The organism is Pseudomonas sp. SDO55104_S430 (assembly GCF_054070595.1).
Genome location: NZ_JBSVXG010000017.1, coordinates 1 through 16488 on the forward strand (window position 1 = coordinate 1; position 16488 = coordinate 16488).

The 16488-nt window shown below is 59.8% G+C and carries 18 protein-coding genes; 10 read left to right on the forward strand and 8 right to left on the reverse strand.

Annotation, left to right across the window (positions count from 1 at the left end):
• Window positions 1–127: 127 nt before the first annotated feature.
• Window positions 128–712 (reverse strand): YajG family lipoprotein, encoded by a 585-nt coding sequence (locus ACW9JE_RS05490; RefSeq protein ID WP_150772138.1) that lies wholly within the window; start codon window positions 710–712, stop codon window positions 128–130.
• 199 nt (window positions 713–911) lie between these two features.
• On the opposite strand from ACW9JE_RS05490, the gene ACW9JE_RS05495 reads away from it, so the two are divergent.
• Together ACW9JE_RS05495 and mqo are read left to right on the forward strand one after the other, a co-directional pair.
• Window positions 912–1145: a hypothetical protein gene (locus ACW9JE_RS05495; RefSeq protein ID WP_457432168.1), complete on the forward strand. Its 234-nt coding sequence runs from the start codon at window positions 912–914 to the stop codon at window positions 1143–1145.
• Between the two features lie 740 nt (window positions 1146–1885).
• Complete coding sequence (gene mqo, locus ACW9JE_RS05500; RefSeq protein ID WP_224535103.1) at window positions 1886–3397, forward strand: malate dehydrogenase (quinone); 1512 nt, start codon at window positions 1886–1888, stop codon at window positions 3395–3397.
• A 141-nt stretch (window positions 3398–3538) separates the two neighbouring features.
• Here the strand turns inward: mqo and ACW9JE_RS05505 are convergent, their stop codons facing one another.
• The 4 genes from ACW9JE_RS05505 to ACW9JE_RS05520 all read right to left on the reverse strand — a co-directional run bounded on the left by ACW9JE_RS05505 (window position 3539) and on the right by ACW9JE_RS05520 (window position 5583).
• The gene (locus ACW9JE_RS05505) at window positions 3539–3826 is read right to left on the reverse strand and encodes a PA4642 family protein (RefSeq protein ID WP_457432169.1); all 288 of its coding nucleotides are present in this window, start codon (window positions 3824–3826) and stop codon (window positions 3539–3541) included.
• A 63-nt stretch (window positions 3827–3889) separates the two neighbouring features.
• Entirely contained in the window at window positions 3890–4375 is a 486-nt protein-coding gene (locus ACW9JE_RS05510) for a hypothetical protein (RefSeq protein WP_224535105.1), read from the reverse strand.
• Between the two features lie 173 nt (window positions 4376–4548).
• Complete coding sequence (locus tag ACW9JE_RS05515; RefSeq protein WP_224535107.1) at window positions 4549–5022, reverse strand: WbuC family cupin fold metalloprotein; 474 nt, start codon at window positions 5020–5022, stop codon at window positions 4549–4551.
• Window positions 5023–5025: 3 nt separating this feature from the next.
• The gene (locus ACW9JE_RS05520) at window positions 5026–5583 is read right to left on the reverse strand and encodes a hypoxanthine-guanine phosphoribosyltransferase (protein WP_224535110.1); all 558 of its coding nucleotides are present in this window, start codon (window positions 5581–5583) and stop codon (window positions 5026–5028) included.
• 173 nt (window positions 5584–5756) lie between these two features.
• Between ACW9JE_RS05520 and upp the strand changes: the two genes are divergently transcribed.
• Window positions 5757–6395, forward strand: coding sequence for a uracil phosphoribosyltransferase (gene upp, locus ACW9JE_RS05525; protein ID WP_096509110.1), 639 nt, complete (start codon window positions 5757–5759; stop codon window positions 6393–6395).
• 2 nt (window positions 6396–6397) lie between these two features.
• Window positions 6398–7672: a uracil-xanthine permease family protein gene (locus ACW9JE_RS05530; RefSeq protein ID WP_224535113.1), complete on the forward strand. Its 1275-nt coding sequence runs from the start codon at window positions 6398–6400 to the stop codon at window positions 7670–7672.
• Window positions 7673–7839: 167 nt separating this feature from the next.
• Here ACW9JE_RS05530 and hemH read toward each other — a convergent pair whose 3' ends face one another.
• Together hemH and ACW9JE_RS05540 are read right to left on the reverse strand one after the other, a co-directional pair.
• A complete protein-coding gene (hemH, locus tag ACW9JE_RS05535) occupies window positions 7840–8862 on the reverse strand; it encodes a ferrochelatase (RefSeq protein ID WP_457432170.1) in 1023 nt (340 codons plus the stop codon).
• A gap of 13 nt (window positions 8863–8875) precedes the next feature.
• Window positions 8876–9778, reverse strand: a complete 903-nt coding sequence (locus ACW9JE_RS05540; protein WP_224535117.1) for a TIGR01777 family oxidoreductase — start codon at window positions 9776–9778, stop codon at window positions 8876–8878.
• Window positions 9779–9975: 197 nt separating this feature from the next.
• Between ACW9JE_RS05540 and ACW9JE_RS05545 the strand changes: the two genes are divergently transcribed.
• The 6 genes from ACW9JE_RS05545 to ACW9JE_RS05570 all read left to right on the forward strand — a co-directional run bounded on the left by ACW9JE_RS05545 (window position 9976) and on the right by ACW9JE_RS05570 (window position 15754).
• Window positions 9976–10968, forward strand: coding sequence for an NAD(P)/FAD-dependent oxidoreductase (locus ACW9JE_RS05545; protein ID WP_457432171.1), 993 nt, complete (start codon window positions 9976–9978; stop codon window positions 10966–10968).
• Between the two features lie 158 nt (window positions 10969–11126).
• Window positions 11127–12083, forward strand: coding sequence for a YbgA family protein (locus ACW9JE_RS05550; protein WP_224535121.1), 957 nt, complete (start codon window positions 11127–11129; stop codon window positions 12081–12083).
• Window positions 12083–13024: a MerR family transcriptional regulator gene (locus tag ACW9JE_RS05555; protein WP_224535123.1), complete on the forward strand. Its 942-nt coding sequence runs from the start codon at window positions 12083–12085 to the stop codon at window positions 13022–13024. The genes ACW9JE_RS05550 and ACW9JE_RS05555 overlap by 1 nt, the downstream gene beginning before the upstream one ends.
• A 13-nt stretch (window positions 13025–13037) precedes the next feature.
• Window positions 13038–14480, forward strand: a complete 1443-nt coding sequence (gene phrB, locus ACW9JE_RS05560; RefSeq protein ID WP_224535125.1) for a deoxyribodipyrimidine photo-lyase — start codon at window positions 13038–13040, stop codon at window positions 14478–14480.
• Between the two features lie 105 nt (window positions 14481–14585).
• Window positions 14586–15368 (forward strand): SDR family NAD(P)-dependent oxidoreductase, encoded by a 783-nt coding sequence (locus tag ACW9JE_RS05565; RefSeq protein ID WP_457432172.1) that lies wholly within the window; start codon window positions 14586–14588, stop codon window positions 15366–15368.
• Between the two features lie 80 nt (window positions 15369–15448).
• Window positions 15449–15754 (forward strand): YkgJ family cysteine cluster protein, encoded by a 306-nt coding sequence (locus tag ACW9JE_RS05570; RefSeq protein ID WP_175377738.1) that lies wholly within the window; start codon window positions 15449–15451, stop codon window positions 15752–15754.
• A gap of 125 nt (window positions 15755–15879) precedes the next feature.
• On the opposite strand, the gene ACW9JE_RS05575 is transcribed toward ACW9JE_RS05570, so the two are convergent.
• Window positions 15880–16398 (reverse strand): acyloxyacyl hydrolase, encoded by a 519-nt coding sequence (locus tag ACW9JE_RS05575; protein ID WP_224535130.1) that lies wholly within the window; start codon window positions 16396–16398, stop codon window positions 15880–15882.
• Window positions 16399–16488: the final 90 nt, after the last annotated feature.

Here is a 16488-nt window from a genome sequence, read left to right on the forward strand (position 1 = left end):
ACATCATTGCTGAATGACACACCGCTTTCGCGAGCAAGCCCGCTCCCACAGGGTTCTGTGTACACCTGAAAAATGAAAAAGCCCGATGCCATCGCTGACATCGGGCTTTCGTACATCCGGCAAACGCTTACTCGCCGAGAATCTGACCCACAGTCGGATCCTTGAACAGACGCGTCAGCGCATCGCTCAACACATCGCTGACCAGCTTGGTGTTGGTCTCCTGGTTCGGCGCCATGCCGAAACGCTGGTCCAGGGAGGCGCCGTAACGGCCGCTGTAGCGGCGGTTGGCGTTCTGCACGTCGGAGCGGAAGGTCGCGCCGATGGTTGCCTCAGTCACGTACATGCCCTCTTTAGGCGACTGATACTTCAGCTCGGCCAAGGTCACGGTCAGTTGCGGAGCGTTCATCGCATTCGCGGTCGGGGTGAAGCCCAGCAGGCGGACGGCGGCTTCGGCCTGAGCCTGCAATTTCGGCAGAATCTGCTGGCCCTGCACGGTGATCGCGCTGGTTTCCGGGTACAGGCCGCCACGGGTGCCCAGGGTTGGCGACGGACGACCGTCGACCACACGCACCACCACCGGCTGACCATGACCTACCGGGGCAAGTTGCGCCGTCAGCTTCGGTTCCGGATTCAGTTGTTGCGGACTGTGGGCGCAGCCGACCAGCGTCAAGCTGGTCACAGTGATCAAACCGAACAACAGGCGTTGCAACATGCTCTTCTCTCCATAATCAGGCACAAACAGGTCGGCAGTATAGCGGTGGGCCGCCACGACGAACCAGTGCAACAATCAAGGATAACTCCTACATACCTTTCGGATTTATCACCTGTCACAGAGCTGTCACCGCCCATACACTCGCACGTCATGCCGCTCTGACAACCTTTGTCGCATATACCTCGAAAGGTTCCCCGCCATGCGTTTTCTTATCTCATTATTCGCCCCACGCCCACTTCATCGCTGCTTCGCCCTGCTCGATCGCAATGGTCATTGCCAGGCATTCAAGCAATGCAGCCTGCAGCCCATGGGTGACGGATGGGTGGAAATCGAGGAAATTCGCCTCAACTGGCTGCATCAGCCGCTACCCGCCAGCGCCCGAGTCGTCCAGCAACAGGCACGCCCACGGGTACGACAACTGTTGACCACCTGACCGGATGCCTAATAAAAGTCATTCAACACGCCCATTTCCCTGCGTTTCTTAGATACAATCTCCCCCCGATTATAAGGACGTCTCCTGATCGGGCCTCGCAACACCGTCAATGCTCCGGCATTGGCACTCCGCACCGCCCACAGAGAGCCGCCCACACAGATCGAGTGAAGCTGGCGCGCTTGCTGTTCCTCTGGCAAAACCTCCACTTTTCGCGAATCTGCAGAGCTGTCATTACGCTCGGTCACTGAGCTGTTTGCCCGATTTGCCCGTCATGCATTCCCTGGCGGCCAACCCTGCGGGCACGGTGCCAGGCTGGGACAGCCCTTTTTTGAGGTTCACGTCTTCAAAAGAGCGTGAAAAAAACGGGTTTTCACAACTTCACAAGAGTGTGGCGAGCAAATGAATAGTTTTGCGTCTGGATATGCACCATTAGCGTCTACATCAGCCCGACGACACAGGACCGAGTACCTCACTAATACCGGAGCCTGAAGCCTGTCCGCTACGGATTTGGTTGCACGAACGGATGTATCGACCATAAGTCGAATTGTCAGTCGCCCGTCGAAATGAGTTCATGTGAACTCTGATTAGACCCGGCAGGCAGCGTCCGTCGAAGTTGCAAAAAATTGCGAAGATTCGGACATGGCGATCCTGCCATGGGTACCTGGGGCAAACAGACACGCCCCGTCACTCCTGGCAGCCATGCCGTCAATTTGGTGCTGCAGATTTTGGAGACGCGTTAAATGGCGCATAACGAAGCAGTCGACGTAGTACTGGTAGGGGCCGGCATCATGAGTGCCACCCTCGCAGTACTGCTCAAAGAGCTCGACCCCGCGATCAAGCTGGAAGTCGTCGAGCTGATGGATTCCGGTGCCGCGGAGAGTTCCAACCCGTGGAACAACGCCGGTACCGGTCACGCCGGCCTGTGCGAGCTGAACTACACGCCGCAGTCTGCCGACGGCAAAGTCGACATCAAGAAAGCCGTGCACATCAACACCCAGTTCGAGGTGTCGAAGCAGTTCTGGTCGTACCTGACCAAAAAAGGCACCTTCGGTTCGTGCAAATCCTTCATCAGTCCGGTGCCGCACCTGAGCTTCGTTCAGGGTGACAAAGGCGTGTCGTTCCTCAAGGAACGCTTCAACGTGCTGAGCAAGCACCACGCCTTCAACGACATGGAATACACCGAAGACAAGGCCATCATGGCCGAATGGATGCCGCTGATGATGCCTGGACGCGACAAGGACGAAGTCCTCGCCGCCACTCGCGTGATCAATGGTACCGACGTCAACTTCGGCGCCCTGACCAACCAGTTGCTCAAGCACCTGACTGCCGCACCCGATGCCCAGGTCAAGTACTGCAAGCGCGTGACCGGCCTGAAACGCAACAAGGCCGGCGGCTGGACCGTCAGCATCAAGGACGTCAACAGCGGCAACAGCCGTGAAGTCGATGCCAAATTCGTATTCCTCGGTGCTGGCGGCGCGGCATTGCCGCTGCTGCAGGCTTCGGGCATCGAAGAGAGCAAAGGCTTCGGCGGCTTCCCGATCAGCGGCCAATGGCTGCGTTGCGACAACCCGGAAGTGGTCAAGCACCACCAGGCCAAGGTCTACAGCCAGGCTGCGGTGGGTTCGCCACCGATGTCCGTTCCGCACCTGGACACCCGCGTCGTCGACGGCAAGAAATCCCTGCTGTTCGGACCGTACGCCGGTTTCACCACCAAGTTCCTCAAGCACGGTTCCTTCATGGACCTGCCGATGTCGGTTCGCGCCGGCAACATCGGCCCGATGCTGGCGGTGGCGAAAAACAACATGGATCTGACCAAGTACCTGGTCAGCGAAGTGATGCAATCGATGGAACAGCGCCTGGATTCCCTGCGCCGTTTCTACCCGGAGGCGAAAGCCGAAGACTGGCGCCTGGAAGTGGCCGGCCAACGGGTGCAGATCATCAAGAAAGACCCGAAAAAAGGCGGCATCCTGCAATTCGGTACAGAACTGGTCGCGGCCAAGGACGGTTCCCTGGCGGCACTGCTCGGCGCTTCGCCAGGCGCCTCGGTGACCGTTTCGATCATGCTGGAACTGATCGAAAAATGCTTCCCGGGCAAAGCCTCCGGCGAATGGGCTGCCAAACTGGCGGAAATCTTCCCGGCTCGCGAAAAAGTCCTGGAAACCGACGCTGCGCTGTATCGCAAGATCAACACGCAGAACAACGTCGCCCTGGAACTGGTTGAAGCCAGCAGCGAGACCGAAAGCTACGCTTGATTCGGCGCCATGAAAAAACGCCCCGTCCTCATTGAGAACGGGGCGTTTTTTTGTGTCTGTTTTTTGTAGGAGCCGAGCTTGCTCGCGATGGCGATCTCAAGGACGCCTTCGCCGGCAAGCCGTGTTCCTACGGAAACGGGATCAGCCGCGAGCTTTCTGGATCAGCTCGATGTATTCAGGCGCATTGCGCTGATCCTGGATCAGGGCAACGAAGTCATTCCCTTGCTCGTCCTTGCCATCGAGATCAAAGCCGGCTTCGATGAAGAAGGTCAGGAAACGTTCGAAATCGTCGATGCGCAGGCCACGGTAGGCCTTGATCAGTTTGTGCAACGAAGGCGAAGTGGCGTCGACCGGTTCGAAATCGAGGAACAACTTGATCTGCTCATCGCCGATCTCGTCACCAATCACTTGTTTCTTATCTTTACGCATTGCCGACTCCAGCTCGCAGACATTTCACGGGGCGGGCAGTTTACCCCTGCGCGGGCCCGGCACTCAACGCGGACGAACGCTGCCAGTGTGCAGATCGGCCCAGATATGCCCGTTGGCGTAGCTGAGGAACTGGCAATAAACGGTGTCGTTGCGCAACAAATCCATGATCACCCGGTATTGAGCCAGCGGGTAATACAGCGTCAGGGTCTTGCTCTGCTCGTCGTAGACCGGCTTTTTCAGGCTTTTGCTCTCGCCATCGAAATTGACCAGCACCTGATTGATCGTCGCGCCCTTGTTCAGGGATTTGCCTTTGAGGCGGATCATCAATGGCGAAGTGACCGGGATCGGCTGCTGGTTGGACTGACGCTGATTGCCGACCACCACCGAATACTCGGTGACTTGCAGCAATTGTTGCTGCTCGGGCTCGGCGTCACGCAGAGTCAGGTCATCCGGAGGCAAAAATTGCCCATGCATCGGCGCCGGAGCGGCGGCCAGGGGCAGGCTGAAGGTGAGCAATAGAGCGGCGCAACAGCGAATCAAAGGGCTCATGACGGGCTCCGGGGGCGGGGCCGGGCACTTTAGCATGCGCTAGCACACACATCTCACCTGTAGGAGCGAGCTTGCTCGCGATGGTCGTCAACGATGACGCTGGCTGCCTGACACCCCGCGGTGTCTGAACCACCATCGCGAGCAAGCTCGCTCCTACAGTGAAGGAATAACCATCAGTCGAACTGCGCGCGCATCCAGGCGTGATACTCCGCGACACCCGGTTCGCCCTCGCGAGGCGCCCAATGAGCCAGTTCGCCCTCGCCCACCGGACGATAAGGGCCGGCCTTGCACTCGAACATCAGGCTATCGGCCTCCAGCACCACCAGACCATGGAACACGCCTGTCGGCAAATCCACGCCGACACAGTCGCCGCCCGCCTGCAAAACCTGCTTTTTAACCACCGCACCGGTCTCGTCGAAAATCAGCAGACCCAAGCGCCCCTTGAGGACCAGCAGGGTTTCGGCCTTGTTTTCACCCAAGTGACGATGAGGCGGGATATAGGTAGCAGGTTGCAAACCGACCGCCATGCGATGGCAGGCCTCTTCCATCTGGTGGAAGTTGTGGTGCTGACGCCCACGAGGATTGGCCCCGGCTTTCTCGGCCAATTCGGTGAACAGCGTTTGATCAAGAAAGCTCGGTGCGGTCATTGCTTACATTCCTTTAACGGCAAAAATCCCGTTGGCGTTGCGCCAGTAGCCTTTGTAGTCCATGCCGTAGCCGAAGATGTAGCGGTCGATGCAGGGCAATCCGACGAAATCGGCTTTCAGGTCCGGGCGAGCCTTGCGGTCGTGGTCCTTGTCGATCAGCACGGCGGTGTGCACTTTACGGGCACCGGCGTGGCGGCAGAAGTCGATGATCGCGCCCAGAGTGTGACCTTCATCAAGGATGTCATCGATAATCAGCACGTCACGGTCGATGAAGGACACTTCCGGCTTGGCTTTCCAGAACAATTCGCCGCCGCTGGTTTCGTTGCGATAGCGAGTGGCGTGCAGGTAGGACGCCTCCAGGGGAAAGTTCAGATGGGTCAGCAGTTTGCCGGAGAAGATCAGGCCGCCGTTCATCACGCAGAACACCACCGGGTTGCTGTCCGCCAGTTGGTCGTTGATTTGTGCACCGACACGGGCGATGGCCGCCTCGACTTCAGCTTCGGTGTACAGGCAGTCAGCCTCTCGCATGATTTGACGGATATGCTCGAGATCAGCGGACATGGCGCTCTCCAGGGGAATAAGGGGGTACGGATTTGGAAAAGCGGGCAAAGGTACGCATCCCGCACGGCCAGATCAAGCCTTTGTGGACTAACGTACTCTAATGTCTATAGGACAACACCCTCGGATAGATTAATCTAGGCCGGTTTTTTTGCCCGCCGCCGGAGCCTTTCCCCATGCCTATTCTCGAGATCCGCCATCCGCTGATCCGTCACAAACTTGGCCTTATGCGCCGCGCAGACATCAGCACCAAGAATTTCCGTGAGCTCGCTCAGGAAGTCGGAGCCCTGCTCACCTACGAAGCCACCAAAGACCTGCCGCTTGAAACCTACGATATCGAAGGTTGGTGCGGCACCGTGTCGGTTGAGAAAATCGCCGGCAAGAAAATTACCGTGGTGCCGATCCTGCGCGCCGGTATCGGCATGCTCGAAGGCGTGCTCAGCCTGATCCCGGGCGCCAAGGTCAGCGCCGTGGGCGTGGCCCGTAACGAGGAAACCCTCGAAGCCCACACCTATCTGGAAAAACTGGTCCCGGAAATCGACGAACGCCTGGCCATGATCATCGACCCGATGCTCGCCACCGGCGGTTCGATGGTTGCCACCATCGACCTTTTGAAGAAAGCCGGCTGCAAGGACATCCGCGCCATGGTGCTGGTCGCCGCACCCGAAGGCATCGCCGTGGTCGAGAAAGCGCACCCGGACGTAACCATCTACACCGCCTCCATCGACCAGAAGCTCAATGAACACGGTTACATCATCCCGGGCCTGGGCGATGCCGGCGACAAGATCTTCGGCACCAAGCAGAAGGACGCGTAACCATGCAGGATGAGTTCAACGATCCGCTCTGGCGCACGGTGCTGTCCGGCGCACAGATGCTGTTCGTGGCCTTCGGCGCCCTGGTACTGATGCCGCTGATCACCGGTCTTGACCCGAACGTGGCGCTGTTCACCGCAGGCCTGGGCACGATTCTGTTCCAGATCGTCACCGGACGTCAGGTGCCGGTTTTCCTGGCGTCGAGCTTTGCGTTCATCACCCCGATCATCCTCGCCAAGGGCCAGTTCGGCCTCGCCGCGACCATGGGCGGCGTTATGGCCGCCGGTTTCGTCTACACCTTCCTGGGCCTGGCCGTGAAGATCAAGGGCACCGGCTTCATCGATCGCCTGCTGCCGCCGGTGGTGATTGGCCCGGTGATCATCTCCATTGGTCTGGCCATGGCGCCGATTGCCGCCAACATGGCGATGGGCAAGGCGGGTGATGGCTCGGAGCTGATTCATTACCAGACGGCGATGATGATCTCGATGCCCGCGCTGCTGACCACCTTGATCGTGGCGGTGTTCGGCAAAGGCATTTTCCGCCTGGTGCCGATCATTTCCGGCGTGCTGGTGGGTTTCGCCATGTCGTTCTATTTCGGTGTGGTCGATACCGCGAAGATTGCCGCCGCACCGTGGTTCGCCATTCCTCAATTCACCGCTCCGGAATTCAACTGGCAGGCGATCCTGTTCATCGTCCCGGTGGCCCTGGCTCCGGCCATCGAACACATCGGCGGCGTGATTGCGGTAGGCAGCGTGACCGGTCGCGATTACCTGAAGAAACCGGGCCTGCATCGCACCCTGCTCGGTGACGGCATCGCCACCACCGCAGCCGGCCTGTTCGGCGGTCCGCCCAACACCACCTATGCCGAAGTGACTGGCGCGGTGATGCTGACCAAGAACTACAACCCGAAAATCATGACCTGGGCGGCGATCTTCGCCATCAGCCTGGCGTTCATCGGCAAATTCGGCGCGCTGCTGCAGAGCATTCCGGTGCCGGTAATGGGCGGGATTCTCTGCCTGTTGTTCGGTTCGATCGCGGCGGTGGGCATGAACACCCTGATTCGCCACAAGATCGATCTGGGCGAGGCGCGCAATCTGGTGATCGTTTCGGTGACCCTGGTGTTCGGGATCGGCGGCGTGCTCGTCGGTACCGGTACCGGTCCGGACGACTTCGGCCTCAAAGGCATCGCGCTGTGCGCGGTGGTGGCGATTGCGCTGAACCTGATTCTGCCGGGCAATGACAGCTGGAAGCACAAGAAGGCGGAAGAGCCGCTGCTCTAAAAACATTCGCGGGCAAGCCTTGCTCCTACAGGCAAACACAAATCCTGTAGCGGCAAGGCTTGCCCGCGAAGCTTTAAAGCTTTGTTGTGAATGACATAGCTATCGCGAGCAGGCTCGCTCCCACAGGTTGAACACCTTCTCTGTGGGGGGAGCCTGCTCGCGATCTTTCAAAGCGCCAAAGGCGCTCGCTCACACAACGCACTCAACGCATGCGCCCAGCGCGGATCATCGTTGAGGCACGGCACCAGCACCAACTCCTCCCCTCCCGCCTCGCGGAACTGCTCCAGGCCGCGATCGCCGATTTCTTCCAGGGTCTCGATGCAGTCGGCCACGAAGGCCGGGCACATCACCAGAATCTTCTTCACGCCGCTTTTGGCCAGCTCATCCAGGCGTGCCTCGGTATAGGGTTCGATCCACTTGGCGCGACCCAGTCGCGACTGGAACGACACCGACCACTTGCCGTCCGGCAGCCCCATGCGCTTGGCAAATTCCCGGGCGGTGCGCAGGCACTGGCCGCGATAACAGGTCGAGACCACCTCCGGCGGTGCCCCCGCGCAACAATCACCGTGGCCATCTAAGCGGTGACCCGGGTTGAGTTTCGTCAGATGGCGCTCCGGCAAGCCGTGGAAGCTCAGCAGCAGGTGATCGTAATCCTGCTCCAGATACGGTTTCGCCGTGGCGACCAGGGCATCGAGGTATTCCGGTTGATCGTAGAACGGCTGCAGCACCGAGAGCTGTACATCGAGCTTCTTCTCGCGCACAACACGCTTGGCTTCCTCGATCACCGTGGTCGTGGTGCTGTCGGCGAACTGTGGATAAAGCGGCGCCAACGTAATGCGTTTCTGCCCTTGGGCGACCAGGCGCAATAGCGTCGTTTCAATGGACGGCTCGCCATAGCGCATCGCCAACTCGACCGGGCCGTGATGCCATTGCGAAGTCATCGCCTGTTGCAGGCGCCGGCTGAGCACCACCAGCGGCGAGCCCTCCTCCCACCAGATCGAGGCATAGGCGTGGGCTGACTGCTCGGGTCGCTTGATCAGAATCAGCGACACCAGCAAACGCCGCACCGGCCATGGCAGGTCGATCACGTAAGGATCCATCAGAAACTGGTTGAGATAGCTGCGCACGTCCGCCACCGAAGTGGAGGCCGGTGAGCCCAGGTTGACCAGGAGCAACGCGTGATCGGTCATGAAACGTCCTATTTCAGAGGCGGCTGGAGAGATCGTCCAGGGCCGCACGCAAATCAGTGAACTGGAAAATGTAACCCGCCTCGAGCAGGCGAGCCGGCATGGCCCGCTGGCCGCCCAACAGCAGCAACGACAATTCGCCCAACCCGACCTTCAACGCAAGCGCCGGCATCGGCATGAACGCCGGACGGTGCAACACGCTGCCCAAGGTCTTGGCGAACTCGCGATTGCGCACCGGTTTCGGCGCGCAGGCATTATAGGGACCGTTGGCGTCATTGCGATGCAGAAGAAAATCGATCAGGGCGATTTGATCCTTGATGTGGATCCACGGCATCCATTGCCGACCGTTGCCGAGCGGCCCGCCCAACCCGAGTTTGAACGGCAGCAACAGCCGCGACAAAAAGCCGCCCTCGGCCGACAGCACCAGCCCCGTGCGGATGAGAATGACGCGAATCCCCATGGCTTCCGCGCGCTGGGCCGTTTCCTCCCAGGCGATGCACAACTGACTGGCGAAATCATCGATCACCGGCGGCGATTCTTCGGTCAGCTCACGCTCGCCGCCGTCGCCATACCAGCCCACGGCGGAACCGGAAATCAGCACCTGCGGTTTCTGCTCGCGACTTTCGAGCCACGCCAGCAGGGTTTCGGTCAGCGTGATCCGGCTACTCCACAACAACGCTTTGCGTTTGTGTGTCCACGGGCGATCGGCGATCGGAGCACCGGCAAGATTGACGATGGCATCGACGGGCTCCTGCCCCACCTCTTCCAGCCGCGCGATTCCACGCACTTGCGCACCACAGATTTTCGCCACTTTTGCAGGCGTGCGACTCCAGACAGTCAGCCGGTGCCCCTGGCTCGACCAGTGCCGACAGAGCTGACGTCCTATCAAACCAGTACCGCCGGTCAGCAATATGTGCATGACTTCTTCCTCGCGTGGCGTTTTACCCTGATCACTAGTCTATTTTTATAAGCAAGGGATCTTTGATATCGGGCAGTGTCTGTGTTTAACAATAGGCCAAGCTGTCAGAACGAGAACACACCAAGTTGTACCAAAAAACAAAATTGTACAGGTTTTAACCACGGCGTAGTCTGTACAGAAAGGTAAACGAGGCCCCTATGACTGTACCTATCGCAATCATCGGCACCGGCATTGCCGGGCTCTCAGCCGCCCAGGCCCTGACTGACGCAGGGCATGTCGTGCAATTGTTCGATAAAAGCCGCGGCAGTGGCGGACGCATGTCGAGCAAGCGCAGCGATGCGGGCGCTCTGGACATGGGGGCGCAATATTTCACCGCTCGCGACCGCCGCTTCGTCACCGAAGTCCAGCGCTGGCAAGCCAAAGGCTGGGTCGCCGAATGGACGCCGCAGCTGTACACCTACCACGGTGGCCGACTCGATCTGTCGCCGGATGAACAGACGCGCTGGGTCGGCACGCCGCGCATGAGCGCGATCACCCGCGCCCTCCTCGGCGACTTGGAGGTGCATTTCGCCTGTCGCATCACCGAGGTCTATCGCGGTGAAGAGCACTGGCATCTGCAGGACGCCGAAGGCTACACCCACGGGCCGTTCAGCCACGTCGTGGTCGCCACGCCCGCCCCGCAGGCAACCGCGCTGCTGGCCTCCGCGCCGAAGCTCGCCGGTGCCGCCGCCGGAGTGAAAATGGACCCGACCTGGGCCATCGCCCTGGCGTTCGAAACCCCGCTGGATACGCCCATGGAAGGCTGCTTCCTGCAGGACAGCCCACTCGACTGGCTGGCACGCAACCGCAGCAAACCCGGACGCGACAATACCCTGGACACCTGGGTGCTGCATGCCACCAGCGCCTGGAGCCGCCAGCACATCGACCTGCCCAAGGAAGCGGTGATCGAGCAATTGCACGGCGCTTTCGCCGAGTTGCTGCACAGCGCCATGCCCGCACCGAGCTTCAGCCTCGCCCACCGCTGGCTCTACGCCCGCCCGGCGAGCAATCACGAATGGGGCACGCTGGCCGACGCCGACCTGGGGCTGTATGCGTGTGGCGACTGGTGTCTGTCCGGACGCGTGGAAGGTGCCTGGCTCAGTGGCCAGGAAGCTGCTCGAAAGCTGCATGAGCATTTGCAGACGCACTGAATTTCGAATGTAGGAGCTGCCTTCGGCAGCCCCTACAAAGCCCGCTACGCCGCAACAAACCTGTACAAACAATTTGACTTGCACACCTTTGAATCTATGATGAACTTGAGTTGTACAGAAAAACTGATCTGTACAGGTTTTGATTCCGAGGTACTCCCATGCCCCTGCCCGCCGCCAAACCGAAAATCGCTATCAGCGCCTGCCTGATGGGCGCCGAGGTGCGCTACAACGGCGGACACAAGGCATCACGACTCTGCAGCCAGACCCTTACCGATTACTTCGATTTCGTGCCGGTCTGCCCGGAAGTCGCCATCGGCCTGGGTATTCCCCGTGAACCTATCCGGCTGGTGGGCGATGCCGATCAACCCGAGGCGGTTGGCACCGTCAACCCGGAACTCAACGTCACCCGATCATTGGCCGAATACGGCCAACACATGGCGTCGGAACTGGACGACATCTGTGGCTACATCTTCATGCAGAAGTCGCCGTCCTGTGGCCTGGAGCGGGTCAAGGTCTACCACGCCAACGGAGCTCCGCACGGCAGCGGCCAGGGTATCTACGCCCAGGCCTTTTGCGCGCAGCACCCTGACTTGCCGGTGGAAGAAGACGGTCGACTGAACGATCCGGTCTTGCGGGAGAACTTTCTCACCCGGGTTTTCGCCTATCACGCCTGGCAACAACTGCTGCAGGAAGGCCTCAGCCGTCGCGGCCTCACCGATTTTCATGCGCGCTACAAATACCAACTGATGGCGCACAACCCTGAGCAATACAAAGCCCTGGGCAAGCTGCTGGGCAGCATGGGCGACACCGACCCACAAATTTTGGGCCCGCGTTACTTCAGCGAATTGATGACCGCCCTGAAACGCTGCGCCACCCGTGGCACCCACACCAATGTCCTGCAACACATAAGCGGTTATCTCAGAGAGGCGATAAGCGCCGAGGACAAACAGGAAGTGCAGCACGTGATCGGCCAGTATCGCCACGGCATCGTGCCGCTAGTGGTGCCGCTGACCCTCCTCAAGCATCACTTTCGCCAACACCCGGATCCGTACATTGCGCAGCAGGTCTATCTGCAACCGCATCCGGAGAACCTCAGTTTGCGAAACGCCATTTAATGAAAGACCGTCCTGACAGCAGCGCCAGCGAAGATCTCGGCGCCGACTTCAAGAAAGCCCTCGACGAAGGCTGGCTGCCCATTCGAGAAGTGGCCCGCCAGACGGGCGTCAACGCCATCACCCTGCGCGCCTGGGAGCGGCGTTATGGCCTGATCGTGCCGCAGCGCACGCCCAAGGGGCATCGGTTGTTCTCGGCCGAACATGTACAGCGCATCCACAACATCCTCACCTGGCTCAACCGCGGCGTCGCCGTCAGCCAGGTCAAGCAGTTGCTCGATACTCCACAAGCGATCAGCGAACCGGTGGAAAACGATTGGCAACGACTGCGCCAGACCCTGCTGCAAGCGGTGACGCGATTGGCCGAGCGCAGCCTGGACGACACCATCAATCAGGCCATGGCGCTGTACCCGCCGAGGACCTTGTGCGAACAGTTGCTGATGCCCTTGCTGGCGGACCTGGAGCAGCGCTGGCAGGGCCAATTTGGTGCACAAATGGAGCGGGTCTTTTTTTATTCGTGGCTACGCAGCAAATTCGGCGCGCGCATCTACCATAACAACCGCCAGTTACACACTTCGCCCCTGCTGTTGATCAATCACTCCGACCTTCCGCTGGAGCCGCATCTGTGGCTCACCGCGTGGCTGATCAGCAGTGCCGATTGCCCGGTGGAAGTGTTCGACTGGCCGCTGCCCGCCGGTGAACTGGCGCTGGCGGTGGATCATCTGCAGCCCCGGGGCGTACTGCTGTATTCCAGCAAAGCCATGAACCTTTCGCAGCTGACGAAACTTTTGAACGGCGTCAGCTGCCCAAAAATGATCGCCGGACCAACGGTGTGCATTCACCACGCCGAGTTGTCCGAAAGAATTTCCGAAACTTGCGAGCTGTACCTGGCTGAAGACCCGTTATCGGCTCACCAGGCACTGATTCAGCGTGGGCTCATTTAATGCGGGCGTGTACATGCAATTGATCTGGCTGCGCTGCGACTTGCGCGTGAACGACAACACCGCCCTCTCGGCCGCAGCCGCGGCCGGGCCTTGCGTTGCGGTGTATCTGCTGAGTCCCGGGCAATGGAAGGAGCACGACGATGCAGCCTGCAAAGTGGACTTCTGGCTGCGTAACCTGCAACAGCTGAGTTCGGCGCTGGGCAAGCTGAACATTCCGCTGTTGATCCGCACGGCTTCGCACTGGGATCAGGCGCCGAAGGTACTGCTCGAACTGTGCCGGCAACTGAAGATCGAGGCCGTGCATTTCAATGATGAATACGGCGTCCACGAAAGCCGGCGCGATGCGGCGGTGAGCGAAAAGCTGCAAGGCGAAGGCATCGCCGTGCACAGTTATCTCGACCAGTTGCTGTTCCAGCCCGGCAGCGTGCTGACCAAAACCGGCACCTACTTCCAGGTGTTCAGCCAGTTCCGCAAGGTCTGCTACGAACGCCTGCATCAATCGCTGCCGCACCTGGTGAAAGCGCCCAAGGCGCAACAGCCGTTGAAGCTTGCCAGCGACGAGATTCCCGAACACATCAGGGGCTTTGCCCCGCCCAGCGATCAACTGCGCGATTTTTGGCCGGCCGGCGAGGCTGAAGCGAAGCGTCGCCTGGACAGCTTCACCGATGCTCAGATCGAACACTACCTGGACGAACGGGACTTCCCGGCGAAACCCGGCACCAGCCAACTGTCGGCTTATCTCGCCGCCGGGGTGATTTCCCCACGCCAGTGCCTGCATGCCGCGCTGCAATCCAATCAATGGGAATTCGACAGCGGTAAAGCCGGCGTATCGACCTGGATCAATGAATTGCTCTGGCGCGAGTTCTACAAACACATTCTGGTGGGCTACCCCAGGGTCTCCCGCCACCGTGCCTTCCGCCCGGAAACCGAAGCCCTGGTCTGGCGCGACGCGCCGGATGATCTTGCCGCCTGGCAGGAGGCCCGTACCGGCTTGCCGATCATTGATGCGGCCATGCGCCAATTGCTGGAAACCGGCTGGATGCACAATCGACTGCGCATGATCGTGGCCATGTTCCTGACCAAAAACCTGCTGATCGACTGGCGAGAAGGCGAGCGCTTTTTCATGCGTCACCTGATCGATGGCGACCTGGCCGCGAACAACGGCGGCTGGCAGTGGAGTTCATCGACCGGCACCGATTCGGCGCCCTACTTCCGCATTTTCAATCCGCTGAGCCAGTCGGAAAAATTCGATGCCCAAGGCCTGTTCATCAAACACTGGCTGCCGGAACTGGCCGCTCTCAACAAAAAAGAAGTGCATAACCCGGCCGTCAACGGCCTGTTCGGTGTCGCGGACTACCCGTCGCCGATCGTCGACCTGCACGCCTCCCGCGCAAGGGCCCTGGCCGCCTTCAAGAACCTGCCCCCACGGCAAAACGCTGGAGGCGATCATCAATAACCACGACTTTCCTGGCTTTCGGCGTCGCTTGAATGCCGGGCCACTGTTTTTTGATCTGTTATCGATTTGGGATCGGGGAACCCCTCGGTCAAGAAGGAGCACGGGATGAGTATTACGCCTCCACGACGATACTGGCTGACGGGAGCAGGCAACGGCCTGGGTGCCTCGCTGGCCGAGGAGATATTGAAAAGCGGTGCCCACCTGGCCGTCAGTTCACGCTCACTGGCGCCATTGAAAGTCCTCTCGCAACGCTATCCGGGGCAAGTGCTGGTGCTCACTGGCGATATGACCGACAGCCAGACGGTACGCGAGACAGGCGAGCAGATCGCCGAGGTCTGGGGTTCTCTCGACACGCTGATTCTCAATGCCGGCACCTGTGAATACGTGGATGCCAAACAGTTCGATGCCTCGATCGTCGAACACATCGTGCGCACTAACCTGCTTGCCAGCAGCTACTGCGTCGAAGCTGCGCTGCCGTTGCTGCGGGGTGGGACCGCACCGCACCTGATTGGCCTGGCAAGCCCGGTGACCTACTTGCCGCTGCCGCGCACTGAAGCCTATGGCAATGCCAGGGCGGGCTTGCGCTCCCTGTTCGAGTCCATGCGTCTGGATGTTGCAGCGTACGGCGTAGAGGTCACCGTGGTCAGTCCCGGCGCTCTCGACACCCCACCGCTTGCCAAAAAAGACCCGTCGACGCCCTTCCTATGGCCAGCTGCGAAAGCTGCACGCTATCTCTTCGAAAAACTCAAAAGCCGCCCGCTGGAAATTCACTTTCCGGGGCTGACAGTCGCCGACCTCTGGCCAATGGCGAAACTGCAGGGCAAATCCGAATTGACCATCGGCAAAAGCATGGCGCGAAGCAGTCCGCCGATCCTGGATTTGCCGTAATCACCCAAACATGACGGACGCAGTCGGGCGTCCGTCAGGGCTTTCACACAGCAGTGCCGGCCTGCCTTACACTGCGCGCCATGAAAACCATTCCCCACCTGCAAATCGCCGAATCGGCCGTGACGTGTTCGAGCTGTGCCGCCTGCTGCTGCCAGCTGGAAGTGATGCTGATCACCGACACCGGCGTGCCCGAGCGTTACATCGACACCGATGAATGGGGCGGGGAAGTCATGCTGCGTCTGGATGACGGCTGGTGCGCCGCGCTCGATCGCGACACGATGATGTGCACCATCTACGAAAAACGCCCGCTGATCTGCCGGGAGTTCGAGATGGGCGCGCCGGAATGTCTGGATGAGCGTGAGGGGATTGCGACGGCGTATCGCTGAATGCGTCTGCCCCCTGTAGGAGCGAGCATGCTCGCGATGGACTTCAAGACACCGCGGGGCGTCAGGCTCCCAGCGCTATCGTTGACGACCATCGCGAGCATGCTCGCTCCTACAGGTAAAGCGGCTTACAACGGCATTGTGTAATGCAACGCGTAGCTCTCTACCCCATCGTTCGGGCTGCTGATCCCGGCATTGGAATAGTGCGTCGCGCGAATGCCGACTTCATGTCCGCCGGCAAAACGCAGGCCGACACCGAATCGATCTTCGAACTGAAAGGCTCCCCCCAGTTTGTTGTCTTCGAGCTCGGTGTTGGCAAACAACGCAACGCCCACGCCGAGCTCAACATAAGGCTTGACGTTCTGGCCCGCAAATTCGTAAACGAACACAGGCGAGAAGGACAGGCTGTGGTTGCTGGAGGTCTCGTCGCCTTCCCAATAGGTATAGGCGCCGCTCCAGTAACCGGTGAGTCGACCGACGTCGGTCTGCCACCAGCTTTTGTCCCAATCGAATTGCATGCCCAGACGATAAGTCATGGTCGAATCGCTGGTCTGACCGACCCCGAACTCCACCCCCGCCGCCTGTGCCGTAAAACTTTGCCCCAACAACGCAGCCGCAATCGCGGCCAAACAGAACAGTCGCTTCATAGAAACATCCTTTTCCGAACGATTTCGTTTGGTTTTTTTTAGATTTGACGCTCACAGCTATAGAAGTCGACGGTTTATCAGAAGTTCACC

Excerpts from the sequence above, each read along its gene's own strand:
- ACW9JE_RS05490 (WP_150772138.1), bottom strand. The coding sequence starts at position 712 with ATGTTGCAACGCCTGTTGTTCGGTTTGATCACTGTGACCAGCTTGACG.
- ACW9JE_RS05495 (WP_457432168.1), top strand. The coding sequence starts at position 912 with ATGCGTTTTCTTATCTCATTATTCGCCCCACGCCCACTTCATCGCTGC.
- mqo (WP_224535103.1), top strand. The coding sequence starts at position 1,886 with ATGGCGCATAACGAAGCAGTCGACGTAGTACTGGTAGGGGCCGGCATC.
- ACW9JE_RS05505 (WP_457432169.1), bottom strand. The coding sequence starts at position 3,826 with ATGCGTAAAGATAAGAAACAAGTGATTGGTGACGAGATCGGCGATGAG.
- ACW9JE_RS05510 (WP_224535105.1), bottom strand. The coding sequence starts at position 4,375 with ATGAGCCCTTTGATTCGCTGTTGCGCCGCTCTATTGCTCACCTTCAGC.
- ACW9JE_RS05515 (WP_224535107.1), bottom strand. The coding sequence starts at position 5,022 with ATGACCGCACCGAGCTTTCTTGATCAAACGCTGTTCACCGAATTGGCC.
- ACW9JE_RS05520 (WP_224535110.1), bottom strand. The coding sequence starts at position 5,583 with ATGTCCGCTGATCTCGAGCATATCCGTCAAATCATGCGAGAGGCTGAC.
- upp (WP_096509110.1), top strand. The coding sequence starts at position 5,757 with ATGCCTATTCTCGAGATCCGCCATCCGCTGATCCGTCACAAACTTGGC.
- ACW9JE_RS05530 (WP_224535113.1), top strand. The coding sequence starts at position 6,398 with ATGCAGGATGAGTTCAACGATCCGCTCTGGCGCACGGTGCTGTCCGGC.
- hemH (WP_457432170.1), bottom strand. The coding sequence starts at position 8,862 with ATGACCGATCACGCGTTGCTCCTGGTCAACCTGGGCTCACCGGCCTCC.
- ACW9JE_RS05540 (WP_224535117.1), bottom strand. The coding sequence starts at position 9,778 with ATGCACATATTGCTGACCGGCGGTACTGGTTTGATAGGACGTCAGCTC.
- ACW9JE_RS05545 (WP_457432171.1), top strand. The coding sequence starts at position 9,976 with ATGACTGTACCTATCGCAATCATCGGCACCGGCATTGCCGGGCTCTCA.
- ACW9JE_RS05550 (WP_224535121.1), top strand. The coding sequence starts at position 11,127 with ATGCCCCTGCCCGCCGCCAAACCGAAAATCGCTATCAGCGCCTGCCTG.
- ACW9JE_RS05555 (WP_224535123.1), top strand. The coding sequence starts at position 12,083 with ATGAAAGACCGTCCTGACAGCAGCGCCAGCGAAGATCTCGGCGCCGAC.
- phrB (WP_224535125.1), top strand. The coding sequence starts at position 13,038 with ATGCAATTGATCTGGCTGCGCTGCGACTTGCGCGTGAACGACAACACC.
- ACW9JE_RS05565 (WP_457432172.1), top strand. The coding sequence starts at position 14,586 with ATGAGTATTACGCCTCCACGACGATACTGGCTGACGGGAGCAGGCAAC.
- ACW9JE_RS05570 (WP_175377738.1), top strand. The coding sequence starts at position 15,449 with ATGAAAACCATTCCCCACCTGCAAATCGCCGAATCGGCCGTGACGTGT.
- ACW9JE_RS05575 (WP_224535130.1), bottom strand. The coding sequence starts at position 16,398 with ATGAAGCGACTGTTCTGTTTGGCCGCGATTGCGGCTGCGTTGTTGGGG.